At 44.3% G+C, this 18,500-nt stretch carries 16 protein-coding genes; all 16 read right to left on the bottom strand.

The annotated features are described in order from the left end of the window. Window positions 1-247: 247 nt before the first annotated feature. The 16 genes from BU200_RS02600 to carB all read right to left on the bottom strand — a co-directional run bounded on the left by BU200_RS02600 (window position 248) and on the right by carB (window position 18,478). Window positions 248-2,209 (bottom strand): PTS fructose transporter subunit IIABC, encoded by a 1,962-nt coding sequence (locus tag BU200_RS02600; RefSeq protein ID WP_075098678.1) that lies wholly within the window; start codon window positions 2,207-2,209, stop codon window positions 248-250. Beyond that, window positions 2,206-3,117: a 1-phosphofructokinase gene (gene pfkB, locus BU200_RS02595; RefSeq protein ID WP_075098677.1), complete on the bottom strand. Its 912-nt coding sequence runs from the start codon at window positions 3,115-3,117 to the stop codon at window positions 2,206-2,208. Before pfkB ends, BU200_RS02600 begins: the two co-directional genes overlap by 4 nt. Then, window positions 3,114-3,857 carry a DeoR/GlpR family DNA-binding transcription regulator gene (locus BU200_RS02590; protein WP_075098685.1) on the bottom strand — a complete coding sequence of 248 codons (744 nt, stop codon included), beginning with the start codon at window positions 3,855-3,857 and terminating at the stop codon, window positions 3,114-3,116. Before BU200_RS02590 ends, pfkB begins: the two co-directional genes overlap by 4 nt. A 323-nt stretch (window positions 3,858-4,180) precedes the next feature. Beyond that, window positions 4,181-5,245 carry an aminotransferase class I/II-fold pyridoxal phosphate-dependent enzyme gene (locus BU200_RS02585; protein WP_089503542.1) on the bottom strand — a complete coding sequence of 355 codons (1,065 nt, stop codon included), beginning with the start codon at window positions 5,243-5,245 and terminating at the stop codon, window positions 4,181-4,183. 179 nt (window positions 5,246-5,424) lie between these two features. Further along, complete coding sequence (locus tag BU200_RS02580; protein ID WP_075098676.1) at window positions 5,425-7,779, bottom strand: pneumococcal-type histidine triad protein; 2,355 nt, start codon at window positions 7,777-7,779, stop codon at window positions 5,425-5,427. Then, on the bottom strand, window positions 7,776-8,645 hold the full coding sequence (locus BU200_RS02575) for a metal ABC transporter solute-binding protein, Zn/Mn family (RefSeq protein WP_425329000.1): 870 nt from the start codon (window positions 8,643-8,645) through the stop codon (window positions 7,776-7,778). Before BU200_RS02575 ends, BU200_RS02580 begins: the two co-directional genes overlap by 4 nt. Before the next feature lie 496 nt (window positions 8,646-9,141). Then, window positions 9,142-9,864 carry a tRNA (guanosine(37)-N1)-methyltransferase TrmD gene (gene trmD, locus BU200_RS02570; RefSeq protein WP_075098674.1) on the bottom strand — a complete coding sequence of 241 codons (723 nt, stop codon included), beginning with the start codon at window positions 9,862-9,864 and terminating at the stop codon, window positions 9,142-9,144. After that, window positions 9,854-10,372 (bottom strand): ribosome maturation factor RimM, encoded by a 519-nt coding sequence (gene rimM, locus BU200_RS02565; protein WP_075098673.1) that lies wholly within the window; start codon window positions 10,370-10,372, stop codon window positions 9,854-9,856. Before rimM ends, trmD begins: the two co-directional genes overlap by 11 nt. 89 nt (window positions 10,373-10,461) lie before the next feature. Next, complete coding sequence (locus tag BU200_RS02560; RefSeq protein ID WP_075098672.1) at window positions 10,462-10,701, bottom strand: KH domain-containing protein; 240 nt, start codon at window positions 10,699-10,701, stop codon at window positions 10,462-10,464. 22 nt (window positions 10,702-10,723) lie between these two features. Then, on the bottom strand, window positions 10,724-10,996 hold the full coding sequence (rpsP, locus tag BU200_RS02555; protein WP_075098671.1) for a 30S ribosomal protein S16: 273 nt from the start codon (window positions 10,994-10,996) through the stop codon (window positions 10,724-10,726). 260 nt (window positions 10,997-11,256) lie between these two features. Then, on the bottom strand, window positions 11,257-11,904 hold the full coding sequence (gene pcp / locus BU200_RS02550) for a pyroglutamyl-peptidase I (RefSeq protein ID WP_075098670.1): 648 nt from the start codon (window positions 11,902-11,904) through the stop codon (window positions 11,257-11,259). A 34-nt stretch (window positions 11,905-11,938) separates the two neighbouring features. Beyond that, window positions 11,939-12,862: a DUF979 domain-containing protein gene (locus tag BU200_RS02545; RefSeq protein WP_075098669.1), complete on the bottom strand. Its 924-nt coding sequence runs from the start codon at window positions 12,860-12,862 to the stop codon at window positions 11,939-11,941. Window positions 12,863-12,870: 8 nt separating this feature from the next. Next, complete coding sequence (locus BU200_RS02540; RefSeq protein WP_075098668.1) at window positions 12,871-13,542, bottom strand: DUF969 domain-containing protein; 672 nt, start codon at window positions 13,540-13,542, stop codon at window positions 12,871-12,873. Between the two features lie 407 nt (window positions 13,543-13,949). Further along, window positions 13,950-14,741: a class I SAM-dependent methyltransferase gene (locus BU200_RS02535; protein ID WP_075098683.1), complete on the bottom strand. Its 792-nt coding sequence runs from the start codon at window positions 14,739-14,741 to the stop codon at window positions 13,950-13,952. Window positions 14,742-14,800: 59 nt separating this feature from the next. Beyond that, window positions 14,801-15,115, bottom strand: a complete 315-nt coding sequence (locus BU200_RS02530) for a hypothetical protein (protein WP_075098667.1) — start codon at window positions 15,113-15,115, stop codon at window positions 14,801-14,803. A 183-nt stretch (window positions 15,116-15,298) separates the two neighbouring features. Then, window positions 15,299-18,478, bottom strand: a complete 3,180-nt coding sequence (gene carB, locus BU200_RS02525) for a carbamoyl-phosphate synthase large subunit (RefSeq protein WP_075098666.1) — start codon at window positions 18,476-18,478, stop codon at window positions 15,299-15,301. Window positions 18,479-18,500 lie beyond the last annotated feature (22 nt).

Genomic DNA, 18,500 nt, shown 5'->3' with positions numbered 1-18,500 from the left:
GAATAAGCAAACAATTTCTAACTTTTCTTCTACTGATTTTGGACTTCTTTTGGACATGTGAAAACTCCCCTTATAGTGTCTAGTGAATTTTTGTTTTTTCACTGTCCACTATATGGGGAGTATATCAGTTTTGACGAAAACGTCGTTTTCTTTATTTCCCACCTCAAACAGTCTATCCCCAGACTGTTTGAGCTAGTACTAAAAGTAAACTAAATAACTATATCGCAGAGAAACGAAACGGCTATCCTTATTTTGCTTTGCGAAGCATACCGAATAGGACACCTGATACGACTGCCCCGATAAGGACAAATACAAGGTAGAAAAGGGGATTGCTGGTCAGTGCGATAACAAAGATACCACCGTGTGGCGCCATTAACTTGACGCCAGACAAGCCGACTAGGGCTCCTGTAAGGGCTGAACCTGCTACGAAACTTGGAATAGCACGCGCTGGGTCTGCTGCACCGAATGGGATCGCTCCTTCGGTAATGAATGATAAGCCCATGACGATATTGGTCAAACCAGAGTTTCGCTCTTCTTTCGTGAATTTATCCTTAAATAGAAGAGTGGCGATAAAGACTGCCAGAGGAGGTACCATACCACCTGCCATCACGGCTGCCATGGCAACAGAACCACCATTTGCAACGGTTGCCGCAAGGGTTCCTGTACCAAAGACATAGGCCGCCTTATTGATTGGACCACCCATGTCCACAGCCATCATACCACCAAGGACAAGTCCCAAGAGGATAGCAGAACTTCCCTCCAATCCACTGAGGAAATCATTCATACCTGTATTGATAGCTGCCATTGGAATGTTAACAAAAAACATCACGAATCCTGTAAGCATAGCACCAAGAAGCGGTAAGAGGAGAATAGATTTAATCCCCTCGAGGGATTTTGGCAAGGATGCCAAGAGATTACGAAGTCCGATAATGACCGCACCAGCCAAGAAACCTCCCACCAAGGCTCCTAGGAAACCAGAAGATACCGCTGCGGGGATTTCAGAACTTGCTGCACCAAATGGAATCTTTCCATAAGCCAGACCGTCTTTGGCAATTGCACCTGCTACAAAACCAGCAATCAACCCTGGCTTTTCAGCGATAGAGTAAGCAATATAACCTGCCAGTAGAGGTAACATGAAACCGAAGGCTGCGCCACCGATCTGCATAAACATAGACGCTAGTTCATTGTAAGAACCGAGGCTAGATAGCTTATCCGTTGGTACACCCATGACATTATCAATAAGGAAAGCAAGGGCGATCAAGATACCACCGCCGATAACAAACGGCAACATTTGTGAGACACCACTCATCAAGTGTTTGTAAAAGGCCTTACCTAGGCTTAATTTTTCAGCAGACTCTTCTACACTAGCCCCATCTTTGGCATGGTAGACACTCGCTTCTCCTTTCAAGATCACGTTGAGCAATTCTTCTGTCTTCTTGATCCCATCTGCAACTGGACGAGATAGGAGCGGTTTCCCATTGAAGCGTGCCATTTCAACCGCCTTATCAGCTGCGATAATAACGCCCTTCGCGCGCTGGATGTCTTCTGCTGTCAATCTATTGCCAACACCTGACGCACCATTGGTTTCTACCTTGATGTCCACACCCATTTCAGCAGCCTGCTTTTTAAGCGCTTCTTCTGCCATGTAAGTGTGAGCAATCCCTGTCGTGCAGGCTGTAACAGCCACGATAAAGTCTTTGCCAGCTGATGCAACACTGTTTGAGCCTGCTGGCTCCTCGCTAGCCGCCTTATCAGCCACTTCAGCCTCATCAAACACTGCCAGCACATCCGCTGGTGTCGAAACCCGACGGAGCTTATCCGCAAATCCTGGCTTCATCAAGTATTTCGACAATTCTGCAAGAGCTGCCAAGTGCGTATCGTTAGCCCCTTCTGGTGCTGCAATCATAAAGAACAAGTCGGTTGGCTGACCATCCAAACTCTCGTAGTCCACCCCCTTATTAGACTTGGCAAAGAGAACCGTTGCTTCCTTAACTGCCGCATTCTTGCTGTGAGGCATTGCAATTCCGTCACCAAGACCTGTTGTGGTCTGGGCTTCACGGTTCATAATCCCTGTTTTAAAAACAGTAAAATCGTCAACTACTCCATGCTCAACGAGACTGGTAATCATTTCATCAATGACTGCTTCTTTCGTCGTTGCTTCTAAATCGAGCAACATCACGTCCTGTCTCAAGACATCTTGAATTTTCATAGGGTTTCTACCTCCACTTTTTCATACATTTCCTGAATAAAATCAATACTAGCTAAATCATCCGAGAAGGCTGTTGCTGTCCCACAAGCAACACCCCACTTCAAAGCCTCGATCAGATTGTGGGACTTGGTGTACTCACCTGTAAATCCCGCAACCATTGAATCGCCTGCCCCAACTGAATTTTTAACAGTTCCCTTGATCGGTTTAGCAAAATAGGTCGCCTCTGGTGTTACCAGCAAGGCGCCGTCTCCTGCCATAGATACAATGACATGCTTCGTCCCCTTGTCCAGAATTTTCTTAGCGTAGCGCACAATGTCTTCGCGCCCTTTAAAAGTCACACCAAAAATCGCTGCTAATTCATGATTGTTGGGCTTGACCAAGAGAGGACAATAGTCCAAGGAATCAAGCAAGGTTTCTCCTTCAAAATCACAAACCACTTCTGCACCCGCCTGCTTGGCAAGCGGTATTAAGCGCTTGTAGACTTGATTGCCCAAGCTGGCTGGGGCTGAACCTGCAAAGACCACTGTGTCGTCTGCTGTCATCTGTGATAATACAGCCTCTAAAGCCTCCAACTGTTGCTCCGTCACTACTGGACCTAAACCGTTGATTTCCGTTTCTTGATCCGCTTTCATTTTGACATTGATCCGGGTATCTTGATCCACTTGGATAAACTGTCTGCCAATCTCTTCAGCCGCCAGAACATTTTTAATAAATTCTCCCGTAAATCCGCCAACAAAGCCGGTCGCTGTGCTGGCATAGCCAAGTCGTTGTAAAATCCGACTGACATTGATTCCCTTACCACCAGCAAATACATCGCTGCTATCCATACGATTGACAGCACCTGGTTCAATATGCTCCAGACGCACAATATAGTCAAGCGCAGGGTTTAAGGTGACTGTATAAATCATACTTCAATTACCCTCGTTTTTTTCTTTATAGTTACCATTAGATTGCTGTCGGTGCGGGGACAAATCAAATCTGCCTGCCCAATCTCCGCCACTTTTGCAAAGGAGATATGCCCTAATTTTGACAGATCGGTCAAAATATAGGTCTGATTGGCATTTTGTAACACCATCCGCTTGATGGCTGCCTCTTCCACATCTGGCGTTGTATAATCGTTGGAGTCAACTCCGTTCATACCAAGAAAGGCCTTGGTAAAATGCAACTGCCGGATCTGCTCCAAGGCAACTGCCCCGATGGAAGCATCCGTTGCACTTTTGACCTTTCCACCGATGATAATGGTATAAAATCCCTTTTCAACCAGCTTGACGGCATGGTGGACAGAGTTGGTCACCACTGTCAAATCCTCAGCAGACACATAATCAATCATCAGTTCGGTCGTTGTCCCAGCATCAAGAAAAACGACGTCACCCTCTTCGATAAAACTGGCTGCTTTTTGAGCAATCTTCTGCTTTTCCTGAATGTTTTTGATAGATTTTTGGGCAATGGATTCTTCTTCCTGCAAATGGGGGAGGCTTTCAGCCCCACCGTGCACACGTCGGAGTTTCCCTGCCAGCTCCAACTCATCCAAATCGCGCCGAACAGTGGATTCAGAAGACTGAAGCAAGTCCACTAAATCTTCTAATCGGATAAATTTCTGTGCTTTAATCGTATCTAAAATCACTTGTTTTCGCTCTGATTTGAGAATATCTCTCACCTCCTGCAATCGTTTACAAAGTTTATTATACACCTTTTTCTTTCATTGTCAATCATCTTCTATCAAAATCTTTCAAAAATACAAAAAAGAGGAGATGCAATTGCCACTGCACCTCGCTCCCTAGCATCTATTTCTTAAACTATCGAAGAAGAATCTAGCCGTTTCCTGTATCTTTAAAGCAAGGCTTACAGCAAGATACGAAAACCGTGACGCGCGTATCCCTCCTTTTAGCTCCCTCTTCAGCGGTAACTACTTGGTCATAAGCTCCCTTAGGCTTAATATCGGTCTCCTGCAAGAGGCAATGCCAACCACATCTAGTCAGTATGGAGACTTTCGAGAATCAACTCTTTAAGCAATGCCATTTCCTCGGGACGGCCCGTGGTCATACGGATATAACCTGCTAAGATTCCCTTAGAATAATATTTAAAATGAAAACCCTGAGTCAAGGCTCTGCGGTAAAATTGCTCTGCCCCTTTAAAGGTAAAGGTGAGAAAGTTGGTCTGACTAGGCAAGACCTGACAGTCTGGAAGACTAGCTAAAAAGGCTTGAAAATCTTGTCTGCTCATCTTGGTTTGCTCAATGGCTACCGCTACCTTTTCTTGGTCGTCAAGCGCTGCTGCTCCAATTTTAGCCACTACATTTGAGACACTAAAAGGCGGAATAGCCTTGTCCAACTCATAAATCAATCGTTCGCAAGCAATTGCAAACCCCAACCGCAAACCTGCCAAACCAAAGGCTTTTGAGAGGGTGCGCAAGATCAAGAGATTGTCATATTTCTCAACTAGACTGACAAAACTTGGGCAATCCGAAAATTCAATATAGGCCTCATCTAGAACCACCAAGCCATCAAAATCCTGTATTATTTTTTCAATTTCTTGCTGTTCAAAGGCGACAGACGAGGGATTATTGGGGTTGGATAGCATAAGCACCTTAGCCCCCACTTCTTCTGCATAGGTCAAGAGTTTTTCTGCTGATAGGTGGAGACTTGCGGCCCTCCACTCCAAAGGGTAGGCCTCAAAACGCGAACCATGCAGTTGATTGTAAAACTGGTACATGAAAAAGTCTGGATCAATCGTCAAAAAAACATCATCCTTGCCCAAGAAGGTCGTCACAATCATATGGATCAAAAAGTCGGAACCTACTCCTACCGTGATCTGGCTAATATCCACACCCGCATAAGCAGCGTACTTTTCTGTCACTTCACGGTAACAATTATCACCATAGTAGAGCAAATCGCTAACTGAAATCCTATCTTCTACCCTTTCCAATAGCTCCGTCCAATCAATAAAGCGATTCTCATTATTCCCCAAATCATGGGGCAGTATCCGCTCTAGCTTATAGGGTTCCCAATCTTTTAACTCTTGTCTAAAGGCTACCATTCTCTGTCTCCCTCCATACATTGTATAATGATACATCATTATAGCATAGAATGTTTAAAAAGCAAGCTCCCAGAAAAACTTTAGCATCTTTTCTCGATACTAATACTCTATAAAATCAAAATCTGACTAGGCAATAAAACCGTAGATTTTGATTTTTGACGAGTATAAACTTTCTTTTCTTATTCATTCGCCGGCACTTCAGCCAGCGTTTCCAAGGAGATCGTAATGTTTTGTCCAGATTTTGCAATAAAGGAGAGGGTCTTTTGCTCAGGATGGAAGTTAAAGTTCTCAATAGAAAGGTCATACTTGAGTACAATTTTGTATAATTTACTTTGGAACTCCTCCAATGACATGCCATATTCTCCTGCTAGTTTTTGTTCTTTCTGGGCATATTCATCTGGTTCGTAGCTTACTTCATCATCGCTGTCACTAGCATCATCCTCGTCCAGTTCTGGAACAACCTTGCCATGGTTACTTGAGATTCCAAATCCTCGGTCTGATACTGGGCGGTCTTCGGGGTGCAAGACATAGTATTTTACCGTTGCTAGGAATTGCTCCATGGTATACCCTGCTGGCACCTCATAGAGCCCTGTATCAAATAAATAAAGGGGGAGATTATGGTAATGATTATGATGAGGAATAATCAACTGCCCGTTTTGTATATCGACTACATAGGCTGAATGGTAGGGCATGTCTGCCACTGGCATCAACTTGGCTGGTACTACCCGATTGTAAATATCCATTGCTTTCTCGCCTGTCACAGGAGGGGCCTGCTCTTCCTCTTTCTTCTGTTGCAGACCAGCTTCTACCACATAAAGGCGCGCCTCTTCCTGCTCTCTTGCAGACAGGTCTTTCTTGGGAATATAGTGGCTATGATTGTTATGTGGAGCTAGGTAGCCCTCGCCCTCATCACTGATAATATCCTTGGCATCAAAGATATAGCCATCTGATGTTGTATACATACCTGCTAAGGTCGCAACTTGAATCTCTTGAGCGGTGTAGACAATCTTAGAGTTTGGCTTTCCACTCCGCTCTGGATATTGAACTAGCGCAAGATGGGAAAGAATAGCTCGGATCAGACCAACCTTATCAGTCGGTTCTCCATTTAATTCTGTGATGAATCGGTTGAGCTTCTCATAAGTCTCTTTGTCAGTTTTTTCACCTGCAGCAGATGCAATCAACTGGTAGGCTGCCTGATAGAACTCTTGGTAGTCTACACTGACATCTTTTTTAGGAGCTAGTAAAATAGGCTGTTCAATCCTCGGTGCTGTGTGGTCTGAATCTGGTTTACTTGGGGTAGGTGCTGGAACGACTTGATTAGGCTTTGGGGGATTGGTAGGGTTAGTAGGCTTAGAAGCTTGCGAGCCACCGACAATCCCTGCTCCCTTGGGATCTGTTACATATGGAAAAGGCTGCCCAAGCGGGATCATCTTCGCCAGCCTCTGTTCAAGATCCGACAGTCTGTTATAGGGAATAAAATGGTGGTGATTGCTATGAGGGACTACTACGCCACGATCTGTCCGATTGCTAATCTGTGTAGGATCAAACACTAGCCCATCTTCTTCTACGTAGCGCTGACTCAAGGGAAGAGAGTACAGCTCTTTCAACAAATTAAGCAATTCTTCTGCTGGCTCTACTGCTTGTAGAGTTGGTTTCGAAGGCTGCTTGCTTTGAGTTGGCTGATTGGACGGTCTTGCTTGGTTTTGGTTTGGAAGAACTCTTCCTGCTGGTTGGGATACAAAAGGGGGAGTATCCTGATGAATAAGACGAGGTTCCTGCGGTCTTCGTCCTATTGTTGGGTGGGAGACTGTTGTCTGATTACGACCATTCCAGTAGGCTTGAGCGGCACGCAGTTCATCTGGAGACAAGTCACTCTTTGGGATATAATGGAAATGATTGCCGTGCGGTACAATATAGGCATCTCCCGTATCCTCGATAATATCGCTCGCTTGAAAGACATAGCCGTCATCAGTCGTATAGCGTCCCTCTTGTTTTGCAGCAGCAAGCGCTCCGCTCGTCGGTTGGCTTGCTTTTTCCTCTCCCTGACGGTACTGACGTCGTTGTTCTTCAATCCTTTCCTTGCTCCGGACATTCGTAGGATTTTCTTTATTCTTTAAATAGAGATAGTAACGCCCATTGACTTTGATAATGTAGCCATCTTTTACGTCATTGACAATATCTGCCTCCTGCAATTGATAAGCTGGATCATTCATGATCAATTCTTCACTAATGATGGCATCATAGGGGACCTTCCCATTGTAGTAATGATAGTGATCTCCGTGAGAGGTGACATAGCCTTGATCGGTGATCTTTATGACGATTTGTTCAGCCGTACTATTTTCTTTGGCACTGACCTGTTCGGGGGTCAATTCCTCACCTCTTGCCTGCTCCCTGTCTTCAGAACTTACTGACTGTTCCACATAAGCTACTCGTCTGTTCTCTGATTTTGCTATTCCTTGTTGCTGTCCCAAGGCATAGCTAGAAAGACTTAGGGTAATAGCGGCAACACTTCCAATGATATAGTTCTTCTTCATTTTGTTAATTCCTTTGCTAATAATGCGATATTTTCTTCTAAATTTTCCAAATAAGATTGTTCATTTTCTGGATCTGCCTCTAAAGGGTTTAGGGGTTTAAGCTCAACTCCTGTCGATTTTACTAGCGTTTCCGCCACTTTTGGTGAGGCATTGCTTTCCACAAAAATGGTCTTCACCTGATACCGTTTGACAAATTCCTCGATTTCAGCCAGCTGCCGTGGGCTGGGCTCCTGTTCTGGTGAAATACCTGCAATCCCTAGCTGTGTCAGACCGAATCGTTTTGCTAAATAGGAGAAAGCGGTGTGTTGGGTCACAAAGGTCTTTTGCTGGGCTTTTTCAAAAATCGGCTGGTATTTCTTGGTCAGAGCTTTCGCAGCCTGACTTAGCTTCTCCGCATTTTTTTGATAAAGCTCCTTATGCTCTAGATCGATTTCAGATAATTGGCGGGCAATAATGTGGGCTTCTTCTGCTACTTTTTCGGGGTCAAGCCAAGTATGGGGATCGTAGAGGGTCTTTTCATCAATCCCCTCACCTACCTCCATCTCCTCTAGCCCTGCGACCTTGTCTAAAGTCATCCCTTGTGAGGCTTCAATCACCCTGACGGTTGACTGTTGTAAGTTAGAATCTAGACTTCCTGCCCAAGATTCCAAGGTTCTGGAATGGTAGACAAAAACATCTGCATCATAAATGGCTGCCACATCATTGGCTGGTGGCTCAAAAGAATGGATGCCATTACGCGACTGGATCATGCGAACATCATTCACCTCCCCTGCAATTTCCTTGACCATGGAATAGATAGGATAAAAACTGGTGACGATCTTCAGCCCTCGCCCTGTCTGTTTCACTTGCTTACCACAGCCTACCATACCCAAAAAGGCTAGCAGACAGAGCAAGATAAAAATATGCTTCTTTCTTTTCATAAAACTCCTTTACCGATTATTAACTGGTTATCTATATAGGTGATAATAAAGCCAGCTAATACTCTATAAAAATCAAAATCTGACTAGGCAACGAAACCGCAGGTAGAACTGAAGTTCAGCAAGGCGAGTTAACGACGTCAGATTTTGATTTTTGACGAGTATAAATACTTAACTGGTTTCTTAAAACGATTATTACTATACCACTCCATTACCGACCTGTCAAGAAATTTCTTGAAAAATAGAAAAAAGATAGAATGAAAAGCCCCAGCGGAGCTTTTTATTCTATTCCCTAAAAGGAGGCAGCATTAAAAGTGAAACAGGGGTATCCCCTAATCTGTAAGTAGTTAAAACTGGAACAAGGTCGTCTCTAGCTTAAGACTTCAGTTTCCCGCCCTACCTTTGAAACCCATTAACTGTAAGTGAAGGTCTGTTTGTGATTGATTCAGCCCTGCCCTCCTGCTTTTATTTCTGCCAACATCTTTGCTTTCTCTGCTGAAAGTTCATACCGTTCGAGCAGGTCTGGTCTGCGCTCATAGGTCTTTTTCAAACTCTCATATAGGCGCCACTTGCGGATATTTTCATGATGACCACTCATGAGGACATCCGGCACGACCATGCCCCGAAAATCATAGGGACGTGTGTATTGGGGGTATTCCAATAAACCGGATGAAAAGCTATCATCTGCGTGACTTGCTTCCTTGCCAATCACCTCGGGAATCAGACGCACAGTCGCATCAATCATGGTCATGGCTGCCAGCTCTCCACCTGTCAACACGTAATCCCCCAGCGAAATCTCATCTGTCACCAAGGTCTTAATTCGCTCATCATAGCCCTCATAATGACCACAGATGAACATCAAGTGGTCTTCCTGCGCCAGCTCCTCCGCATAGGCTTGGTTAAACTGCTTACCAGCAGGATCGAGCAAGATAACACGAGGGTTCTCTTTTTCAATCTGATCATAGGCATCAAAAATCGGCTGTGCCCGCAAGAGCATCCCTTGACCACCGCCGTAAGGCTCATCATCTACATGGCGCGACTTCTCGGCATTTTCCCGAAAATTATGATAGGCAATATCTAGCAAGCCCTTCTCCCGAGCCTTGCCAACAATCGAATGTTCCAAGGGCGCAAACATTTCTGGAAAGAGGGTTAAAATATCAATTTTCATCATCTAATCCTTCTGGAATTTCTACTTGGACACGGCTCTTTTCCACATCCACCTCAAGAACCACAGGGGGAATGTAGGGCAGCAGTAAATCACGTTTGCCTTTGCGCTTAACCACCCAGACATCATTTGCTCCAGGCTGCAAGATCTCCTTGATTGTCCCCAGCAACTGGTCTTTCTCATAGACTTCTAGACCGATGATTTCGTGATAGTAAAACTCCCCCTCATCCAAATCAGCTAAATCTTCTTCTGCTACCTTGAGGGTATAATCACGGTATTTTTCAATATCATTGATATGGTACATGCCCTTAAACTTGATGATGTCAAAGTTTTTGACCTTGCGGTGGCTGGCAATCTCTACATTCATGACGAACTGATCCTTGGGGTCAAACAGGGCTAAATGATTCCCTTTTTTGAATCGTTCTTCCGCAAAATCTGTCACAGACAAGACCCGCATTTCTCCTTGGAGCCCTTGGGTATTGACGATTTTTCCAACTTTAAAATAATTCATATTCTCTCCAAACCTCTATAATATGCCCTATTGTATCACGTTTGAGCTATTTTCTCAAGACAACAAAAAGAGCGGATAATCCGCTACTTTTACTTTTCATCAATGACAAGACGAACTTTTTTACCACTTGTCGGAACAGAATAAACAATCGTTCGAATCGCAGAAATTGTGCGTCCCTTTCTGCCGATAACGCGACCAATATCAGACTGTTCTAAGTCCAAGTGATATTCTAAAAATTCAGGTGTATCAACGATTTTTATCGTCAAGCTATCCGGCTGTGAAATCAAAGGTTTCACAATGGCGATAATTAGATTTTCTATCATGTCCATAAGTGTTCTCTCTTAATTCATTTTATTTTGAGAATTTTGAATCGTGGAATTTCTTCATCACTCCAGCTTTTGAAAGGAGGTTGCGAACTGTATCAGATGGTTGTGCACCATTTGCCAACCATGCAAGAACGCGGTCTTCTTTCAAGGTTACTTGATTTTCAGTAACAAGTGGGTTGTAAGTTCCAACTGTTTCAATAAAACGTCCATCACGTGGTGCACGTGAGTCTGCTACGTTAATACGGTAGAAAGGTTTTTTCTTAGAACCCATACGAGTTAAACGGATTTTTACTGCCATTTTCTATGAATCTCTTTTCTTTTATGATTTATCGGTGAAATAGCAAGACTATTTACCACATGTTCTATTATATCAGATTGTTTAAAAGTGTCAAGAAAAAAACTTGACACCTGATATTTTTATAGATCTGCCTCCTTGTAGGGGAGGAATGAAAGACGAATCACTATCAGCAGAGCTGAACTGTTCAGATACTCAAGTGATATATCGAGAAGATGAGCTTCTCTTGTAGTCCTCATGAATAGCCTTAAAGCATTTAAATCTTAATGCGTCTCTCCACCGACTGTCTTAACATCTTCCTTGCCGTGGTAAGAAACAATGGCAGCAATCGCAGCTTCGATTCCTTTGACAATATCACTTAAGCCCATAGAAGCAGTATTGGGCTTGTCCACGACCTGCTCGGTCATAAATGGAATGTGCATGAAACCAGCTTTCAGACCCGGGAATTTCTTGTCTGCCAAGTACAAGACTTGGTACATCAAGTGGTTGCAGACAAAGGTTCCTGCGGTATTGGATACAGATGCTGGTAGCCCGACAGCTTTCATAGCTTCGACCATAGCCTTGATTGGCAAGGTTGTAAAATAGGCTGGCTCACCATCTTCACGAATCGCAAGGTCAATCGGTTGGTTGCCATCATTATCTGGAATACGGGCATCATCTTGGTTGATAGCAACTCGTTCTGGTGTCAAACCAAAACGACCACCTGCTTGACCGATACAAAGCACAACGTCTGGCTGATATGAGGCAATTTTTTCTTCCAACACCTGAGCAGACTTATAAAAAACAGTCGGAACTTCTACCCATTTTACTTCCGCACTCGCAATATTTGCTGGCAATTGTTTTACAGCCTCTAAGGCTGGATTGACGGCTTCACCGCCAAAGGGATCAAAACCTGTTACAAGAATTTTCATGCTATACTCCTTTTCACTTTTGACTTGGGTACGATTAAAACGCTAGGAAATACATTAAAACAATGTGCGCTACAATCATGATAAGAGCGACCGGTGCCTGTACTTTGATCACCCCATTCTTATCTTTCATCTCAAGCAGGGCTGCTGGTAAGGCATTAAAGTTGGCAGCCATAGGGGTCAACAAGGTTCCACAGTAGCCTGCTGTCATAGCAAAGGCGCTGGCAACAATCGGATTAGCTCCTAAAGCAAAGACAAAAGGGACACCAATCCCTGCTGTAATCACGGTAAAGGCAGCAAAGGCATTTCCCATGATGATGGTAAAAATCACCATTCCAAGGACATAGGCAACAACACCGAAGAAACGGCTACCGTCTGGCACAAAACCACTGATAAGGTTTGAAATAACAGTTCCCACACCCGCTAAGGTAAAGATAGCACCCAAGGCTGCTAACAACTGCGGCAAGATACTGCTGGTTGAGGTCAATTGAATCATACGGTTATTTTCTGCCAGAAGTTCCCTTGGTTTAGCACGAGTTACCAAGAGGATCACAATGGTTGCGACTAGGGCTGCTATTCCCAAGGCAACTGAACTTAGTTTCGGAGCGAATCTTGCCACCAAGAAAGCGACAATCGCCAAGGTCATCACTGGAATAAAGATCAGAAAACCTAATTTTTGCGAAGCCTCTTCTGCCTTTTCTTCCTTGAAAACTGGTAGACTTCCAATTTTCACCTGCTTGAAAAGAGTGAGGATGGCAAGAAAGACCACTAAAATCCCTGTGATAAGAGAGGGAATGTAGCTTCCAGCAACAAAAATCACTCCCAAAATTCCCCAGAAAAGCCCTGTTCCGATGCGAGTTTTATTGCTATCGTCCTTAAACACACAGAAGGCTGTATGAAGTAATTGTAAGCCCATAACCACATAGGCGATTTCTAATAAGATTTGTACAAATGTTTCCATGATGCCTCCTATTTCTGACGCTTTCTCTGTAATTTCTTATCAAACAAATAATTGGAGATAAGAATGACAAGGAAAGCTACTCCTGCAATGATGAGCGAGGTCAAGGCAAGGCCTGCCTTATTTTCTTCATAACCTAAAGAAAGCAAGGTTCCGCTGATCAGCAAAATTCCTGCTGCCCCTGAAAAGGTATTTTGACCAAAGAAGTTACCGAAGTTTTCACTAGCCGCAGCGCGACCTTTTAATTCTTCGATTTCACTGTCTGTCAAGTCTCCATATTTAGCCTTGGCTGCTGCCTGTCCCATTGGCTCAACCAAGGGACGAACAAATTGCGGATGTCCTCCCAAACGGATCGAAAATAGACCGCAGAGCAAGCGAAGTAGGACATAGAGGCTGTAAAAGGAACCTACTGTTAGCGACTTGAGCGACTTCATCATCCGAATTGCTCGGTGACGTAAACCGTATTTTTCCGCTAAGCCAACCAATGGAAGTGTCAATAGGAAAATGGTTACCACACGCTGAGAGGTGAAATTTTCCCCCAAGACGCTAAGGAACTCCGTCAGAGACATTCCAGAAACAAGGGCAGTCACAAGACCTGCCACAACAACTGTCGCAATCGCATCACATTTTAAGACAAATCCCAATACAATGATGACGATTCCGACTAATTTAATCCATTCCATAATGAATCTCCTTTCGTCCTATCATTATACTCTTTTTTCACAAATAATACTCAATGAAAATCAAAAAAGGCGAAGAAACGAAGTTGAAGATAGGTGTCTAGTTGATTGCTAGACAGGTGAGTGATAAGAAAAGTGTAAGTTTTCTCAACTGTACCTCCCAATTTTAGGAGAAGAGGCTAACAACCCACTCCACTGGGGCTTTTTTCCTATTTTCTAAAAGCAATCACATCTGTAATCAGTTAAAACTGGAACAGCTACGTCCCCTAAAGAGAGCCACACTTGACACGAGTTACACTCGCTCTATTTCCAACCTTCAACAGTCTATTCTTAGACTGTTGAAGGAGGTAGAACTCTGTTCTTTCTTGTTTTAAGGGAACAGGCTAAAAACCTCCTCTGGAGCTTTTTACTCAGCAAGGTGAGCTAACGACGTCAGAATTTGATTTTTGACGAGTATTACTCCAGACACCATAGTGAAATTTCTGATTGGGGCGAACCAGACGGGTGAAACCCAGTTCTTCAAAAATGGGATCTCGAAAGTGTGCTTTCAGGATGATTTTTTCTCTTACCACTCGCTTAGCTTCTAGCAAAAGCTCCTCTGTGAGGCGGGCTGGATTGGCTAGTGCTGTAAGACCTGACAGATTTTGCGATTCGCTAATTGCTTCAGAAAACATGGGATCAAAATAGAGAATATCAAAGGATTGGCTAGGTTGCTGGCGTAAAAAGGAGAGACTCTCCGTTTCCACCACCTCAATTGATCGCATGGCTGCATTGACCTGACTATTTCCTGTATCAAACTCTTTCAATCCTTGGCTGACGATAAAGGCGATTAAGCTAGCAGATTCTACTGCCGTTACCTGATGCCCTGCGCTCGCCATAACGATACTGTCAGATGCTAGTCCCATCGTACAATCACAAATCCTTTTAGGGCTTTCACCAAGAAGCTCCAGCAAGGGATCACGGTTCGATTTAATCCGTAACAATGCCGTATCTGGATGAAAAAAGAGGCGTTCCCCTCCTAGCTGCTCGAAAACCATCTTATCCTGATAGAGAACTAGGATATGCCCATACTGGGTCTGAAGTTTTTTGATAGAAACTTTCTGACGCGCCACATAGGCCACACCAAAAGACTGGGCAAGGGCTTTTGCACGCGCCACCAATTGCTCGTCCATACCAAGACTTGTTGTAACAATCCATTTCATACAGAAAGTATACCAAAAAAGATGACTTCTGTCGAAATCATCTTTTAGCATTCCTGCTCTTATAAGGTTGCCTTGGTACGAATCAGTTCTGCATCAGCATCCGTGGCTGGTGTCCAGCCCTTTGCAAGGAGTTCTTTGATATAAAGTTTATTATAGAGAAGCCCCCAAACAACTCCTGATCCAATACTTAAATAAGAAATATCTAAACGATACGCAATGGCTCCAACCAACAGATTTACCCCAAACATGATTCCTGCCCACTTCCAATCCTGACGAAAGACAGGGACAAAGAATCCAAATAAGAAAGCTGTCCAAGAAAAGCCAACAGGCGCTTGCTTGAATTGTCCAACTGGACTCACTAAATTCACTTTCATTCTTCTTACCTCAATTTTATTTTTATAAAGATTATCATTTCCGTTTTGACTTATTACATCGGTGACTGCTAGGGCAACTGTTGAAACGAGTTCTACCTACCCTATATCTAACCTTCATCAACCTATCCCTAGGTTGATGAAGCGAGTACTAAATGAAAACTGAAAGGCTATCACTATTGTACCCTAAATCACATTGGTTGTAAAGGTACGGCTTTCTAATACTTTCAACATCGCTTCAGCGGTGTCAAGAGCAGTAAAGAGCGGTGTCCCTGTTTCAATGGCTGAACTTCGGATGACTTGTCCATCTCCTTCTGCCACACGCTTGGTTCCTACCGTATTGATAATAGCCTGAACCTGACCTTTCCGAACAAGGGCAGGAATATCATTATCTTCAGCTTCTCCTAATTTATTGACAGCGACAGACTCTACCCCATTTGCCTTGAAGAACTCACTTGTTCCTTCTGTTGCAAAAATACCGTAACCGATCGCTTCAAAGCGCTTCGCCAAACCAAGTGCCTCTTCCTTGGTCTCGTCTGCAATGGTAAAGACTACATTTCCAAATTCTTCCAAGTGGAAATGGCTAGCCTCAAAGGCTTTGTAAAGCGCCTTTTCAAGGGTTCGATCTGTCCCCATCACTTCACCAGTAGATTTCATCTCTGGCCCCAAAAGGCTATCGACCTTCGCTAGTTTGGTGAAGGAGAAAACGGGTGCCTTGACATGGACATTGGTTGACTCTTGATACAAGCCATCCTCGTAGCCCAATGCTGCCAAGGTCTGACCCAAGATGAGCTTGGTCGCTACCTGCGCCATTGGAATATCTGTCACTTTCGACAAGAATGGCACCGTACGGCTGGCACGTGGATTCACCTCAATGACATAAACGGTTTCATCCTTGATGACAAACTGAATATTCATCATTCCGATACAGTTGAGACCTATCGCTAAGCGCTTGGTATAGTCTGCAATGGTCGCCTGAATTTCTTTTGAAAGGGTTTGCGGAGGATAGACTGCCATAGAGTCACCTGAATGGACACCTGCACGTTCGATATGCTCCATAATTCCTGGAATCAGAACATCTTTCCCGTCAGAAATAGCATCGACCTCGCACTCACGTCCCACAATGTAGGAATCAACAAGAACAGGATGTTCAGGGCTTGCTTTTACGGCTGTCCGCATATAACTGCGCAAATCGGTCTCATTTTCAACGATTTCCATAGCCCGTCCTCCAAGGACATAGGATGGACGTACGAGGACAGGAAAGCCTATCTTGCGAGCTGCTGCAACCGCTTCTTCCTCATTGGTTGCCGTTTGCCCCGGCGGCTGTGGAATCCCTAAATCTTTCAAGGCTTTTTCAAATAAATCACGGTCTTCTGCTCGATCCAAGTCTGCAACTTGTGTACCGATAATCCGTACCCCAGCTTTTGACAGTGGCTCAGCCAAGTTAATCGCCGTTTGCCCACCAAATTGGACAATGACACCGATCGGCTGCTCTAACTCAATCACATTCATGACATCTTCAATCGTCAAAGGTTCAAAATAGAGCTTATCCGATACAGAGAAATCAGTCGACACCGTCTCTGGATTTGAGTTCATGATAATGGCTTCGTAGCCCGCTGCCTGAATAGCTTTCACAGAATGGACAGTAGCGTAGTCAAACTCGACCCCTTGTCCAATCCGAATTGGACCTGATCCTAAGACGAGGACTGATTCTCTTTCAGAGCGGATCGACTCATTTTCCCATTCGTAGGTTGAATAGAAATAAGGTGTCGCACTTTCAAACTCTGCCGCACAGGTATCGACCATTTTATAGACTGGAACAATCGCATTTTCCAAGCGGAACTGACGAACCTGATCCGCTGTCTGTTGCCATAGTTCCGCGATCTTACGATCCGCAAAACCGTTTTGCTTGGCAGTCTTTAAGAGCGCTATATCTCCGACATTTGCTGCTAATGCCGCTTCTAATTCGATAATGTGGAGCAATTTATCCAAGAAAAAGACGTCAATTTTAGTCAGCTTGGCAATTTCTTCTACGGTGAAACCACGGCGAAGTGCCTCTGATACGTAGAAAAGACGATCGTCTTGCGCTTTGATAATCTTTTCAATGAGAAGATCATCTGTCGCCTTAGCTAAGTCTTTCATTTCATTATGGTAAACACCAATTTCCAGCGAACGACAAGCCTTCAACAGGCTCTCTTCGATGGTCCGACCAATCGCCATGACCTCACCTGTTGCCTTCATCTGAGTTCCCAAACGGCGCTCCCCTTTTTCAAACTTATCAAATGGAAAGCGTGGAATTTTGGCAACAACATAGTCGAGTGCTGGTTCAAACATGGCATAGGTCGTGCCTGTCACGGGATTGATCATTTCATCCAAGGTCAAGCCTACTGCTATCTTGGCTGCTAATTTGGCAATCGGATAACCGGTTGCTTTTGAAGCAAGGGCAGATGAGCGAGAGACCCGTGGGTTCACCTCAATGACATAGTATTTAAAGCTATGGGGATCAAGAGCTAGCTGCACATTACAGCCCCCCTCAATCTTGAGCGCCCGGATAATGCTCAAGCTGGCATCGCGCAACATTTGATTTTCAATATCAGACAGGGTCTGCGTTGGCGCAAAGACAATCGAATCTCCTGTATGGATCCCCACAGGGTCAAAGTTTTCCATGTTACATACGACAAGGGCATTATCGGCACTATCACGCATCACTTCATACTCGATTTCCTTAAATCCTGCAATCGAACGCTCAATCAAACACTGGGTTACAGGGGATAGTTTTAAGCCGTTTTCAGCAATCTCACGGAGTTCTTCCTCATTGGCACACATGCCACCACCCGTGCCTCCAAGGGTAAAGGCAGGACGTACGATAACAGGATAACCAATACTATTTGCAAAGGCGATCGCTTCTTCCACGGTATTGACAATTTCAGATTCTGGAATAGGCTGTCCCAAGTCTTCCATCAATTGCTTAAACAGATCACGATCCTCTGCCTGATCAATCGCAGATAACTTCGTGCCCAGCAACTCAACTCCCAGTTCATCTAAAATGCCTGCCTTAGACAATTCCATTGCCATATTAAGGCCTGTCTGACCACCCAAGGTTGGCAAGAGTGCATCTGGACGTTCCTTACGCAGAATACGAGAGACAAATTCAAAGGTAATCGGCTCGATATATACCTTGTCTGCAATCTCCTTATCCGTCATAATGGTTGCCGGATTGGAATTGACCAAGACTACACTGTATCCCTCTTCCTTCAAAGCAAGACAAGCCTGCGTCCCCGCGTAATCAAACTCTGCCGCCTGACCAATAATAATCGGACCAGACCCAATCACCATAATTTTCTTAATATCATTACGTTTTGGCATAATTAAGATATAAAGGGCGTGT

This window comes from Streptococcus acidominimus (assembly GCF_001921825.1).
In the GTDB taxonomy this organism is placed as follows: Bacteria; Bacillota; Bacilli; order Lactobacillales; family Streptococcaceae; genus Streptococcus; species Streptococcus acidominimus.
Note: the sequence above shows the minus strand (reverse complement) of the source record. Positions and strands in the feature narration are given on the sequence as shown.

What these genes read in the sequence shown, in the direction of transcription:
- BU200_RS02530 (WP_075098667.1), bottom strand. Translation starts at nt 15,115, where the DNA reads ATGAAAGTGAATTTAGTGAGTCCAGTTGGACAATTCAAGCAAGCGCCT.
- BU200_RS02580 (WP_075098676.1), bottom strand. Translation starts at nt 7,779, where the DNA reads ATGAAGAAGAACTATATCATTGGAAGTGTTGCCGCTATTACCCTAAGT.
- pfkB (WP_075098677.1), bottom strand. Translation starts at nt 3,117, where the DNA reads ATGATTTATACAGTCACCTTAAACCCTGCGCTTGACTATATTGTGCGT.
- BU200_RS02600 (WP_075098678.1), bottom strand. Translation starts at nt 2,209, where the DNA reads ATGAAAATTCAAGATGTCTTGAGACAGGACGTGATGTTGCTCGATTTA.
- rpsP (WP_075098671.1), bottom strand. Translation starts at nt 10,996, where the DNA reads ATGGCAGTAAAAATCCGTTTAACTCGTATGGGTTCTAAGAAAAAACCT.
- rimM (WP_075098673.1), bottom strand. Translation starts at nt 10,372, where the DNA reads ATGAATTATTTTAAAGTTGGAAAAATCGTCAATACCCAAGGGCTCCAA.
- BU200_RS02540 (WP_075098668.1), bottom strand. Translation starts at nt 13,542, where the DNA reads ATGGAATGGATTAAATTAGTCGGAATCGTCATCATTGTATTGGGATTT.
- BU200_RS02575 (WP_425329000.1), bottom strand. Translation starts at nt 8,645, where the DNA reads ATGGTAGGCTGTGGTAAGCAAGTGAAACAGACAGGGCGAGGGCTGAAG.
- carB (WP_075098666.1), bottom strand. Translation starts at nt 18,478, where the DNA reads ATGCCAAAACGTAATGATATTAAGAAAATTATGGTGATTGGGTCTGGT.
- BU200_RS02560 (WP_075098672.1), bottom strand. Translation starts at nt 10,701, where the DNA reads ATGGACATGATAGAAAATCTAATTATCGCCATTGTGAAACCTTTGATT.
- pcp (WP_075098670.1), bottom strand. Translation starts at nt 11,904, where the DNA reads ATGAAAATTCTTGTAACAGGTTTTGATCCCTTTGGCGGTGAAGCCGTC.
- BU200_RS02535 (WP_075098683.1), bottom strand. Translation starts at nt 14,741, where the DNA reads ATGAAATGGATTGTTACAACAAGTCTTGGTATGGACGAGCAATTGGTG.
- BU200_RS02545 (WP_075098669.1), bottom strand. Translation starts at nt 12,862, where the DNA reads ATGGAAACATTTGTACAAATCTTATTAGAAATCGCCTATGTGGTTATG.
- BU200_RS02585 (WP_089503542.1), bottom strand. Translation starts at nt 5,245, where the DNA reads ATGGTAGCCTTTAGACAAGAGTTAAAAGATTGGGAACCCTATAAGCTA.
- trmD (WP_075098674.1), bottom strand. Translation starts at nt 9,864, where the DNA reads ATGAAAATTGATATTTTAACCCTCTTTCCAGAAATGTTTGCGCCCTTG.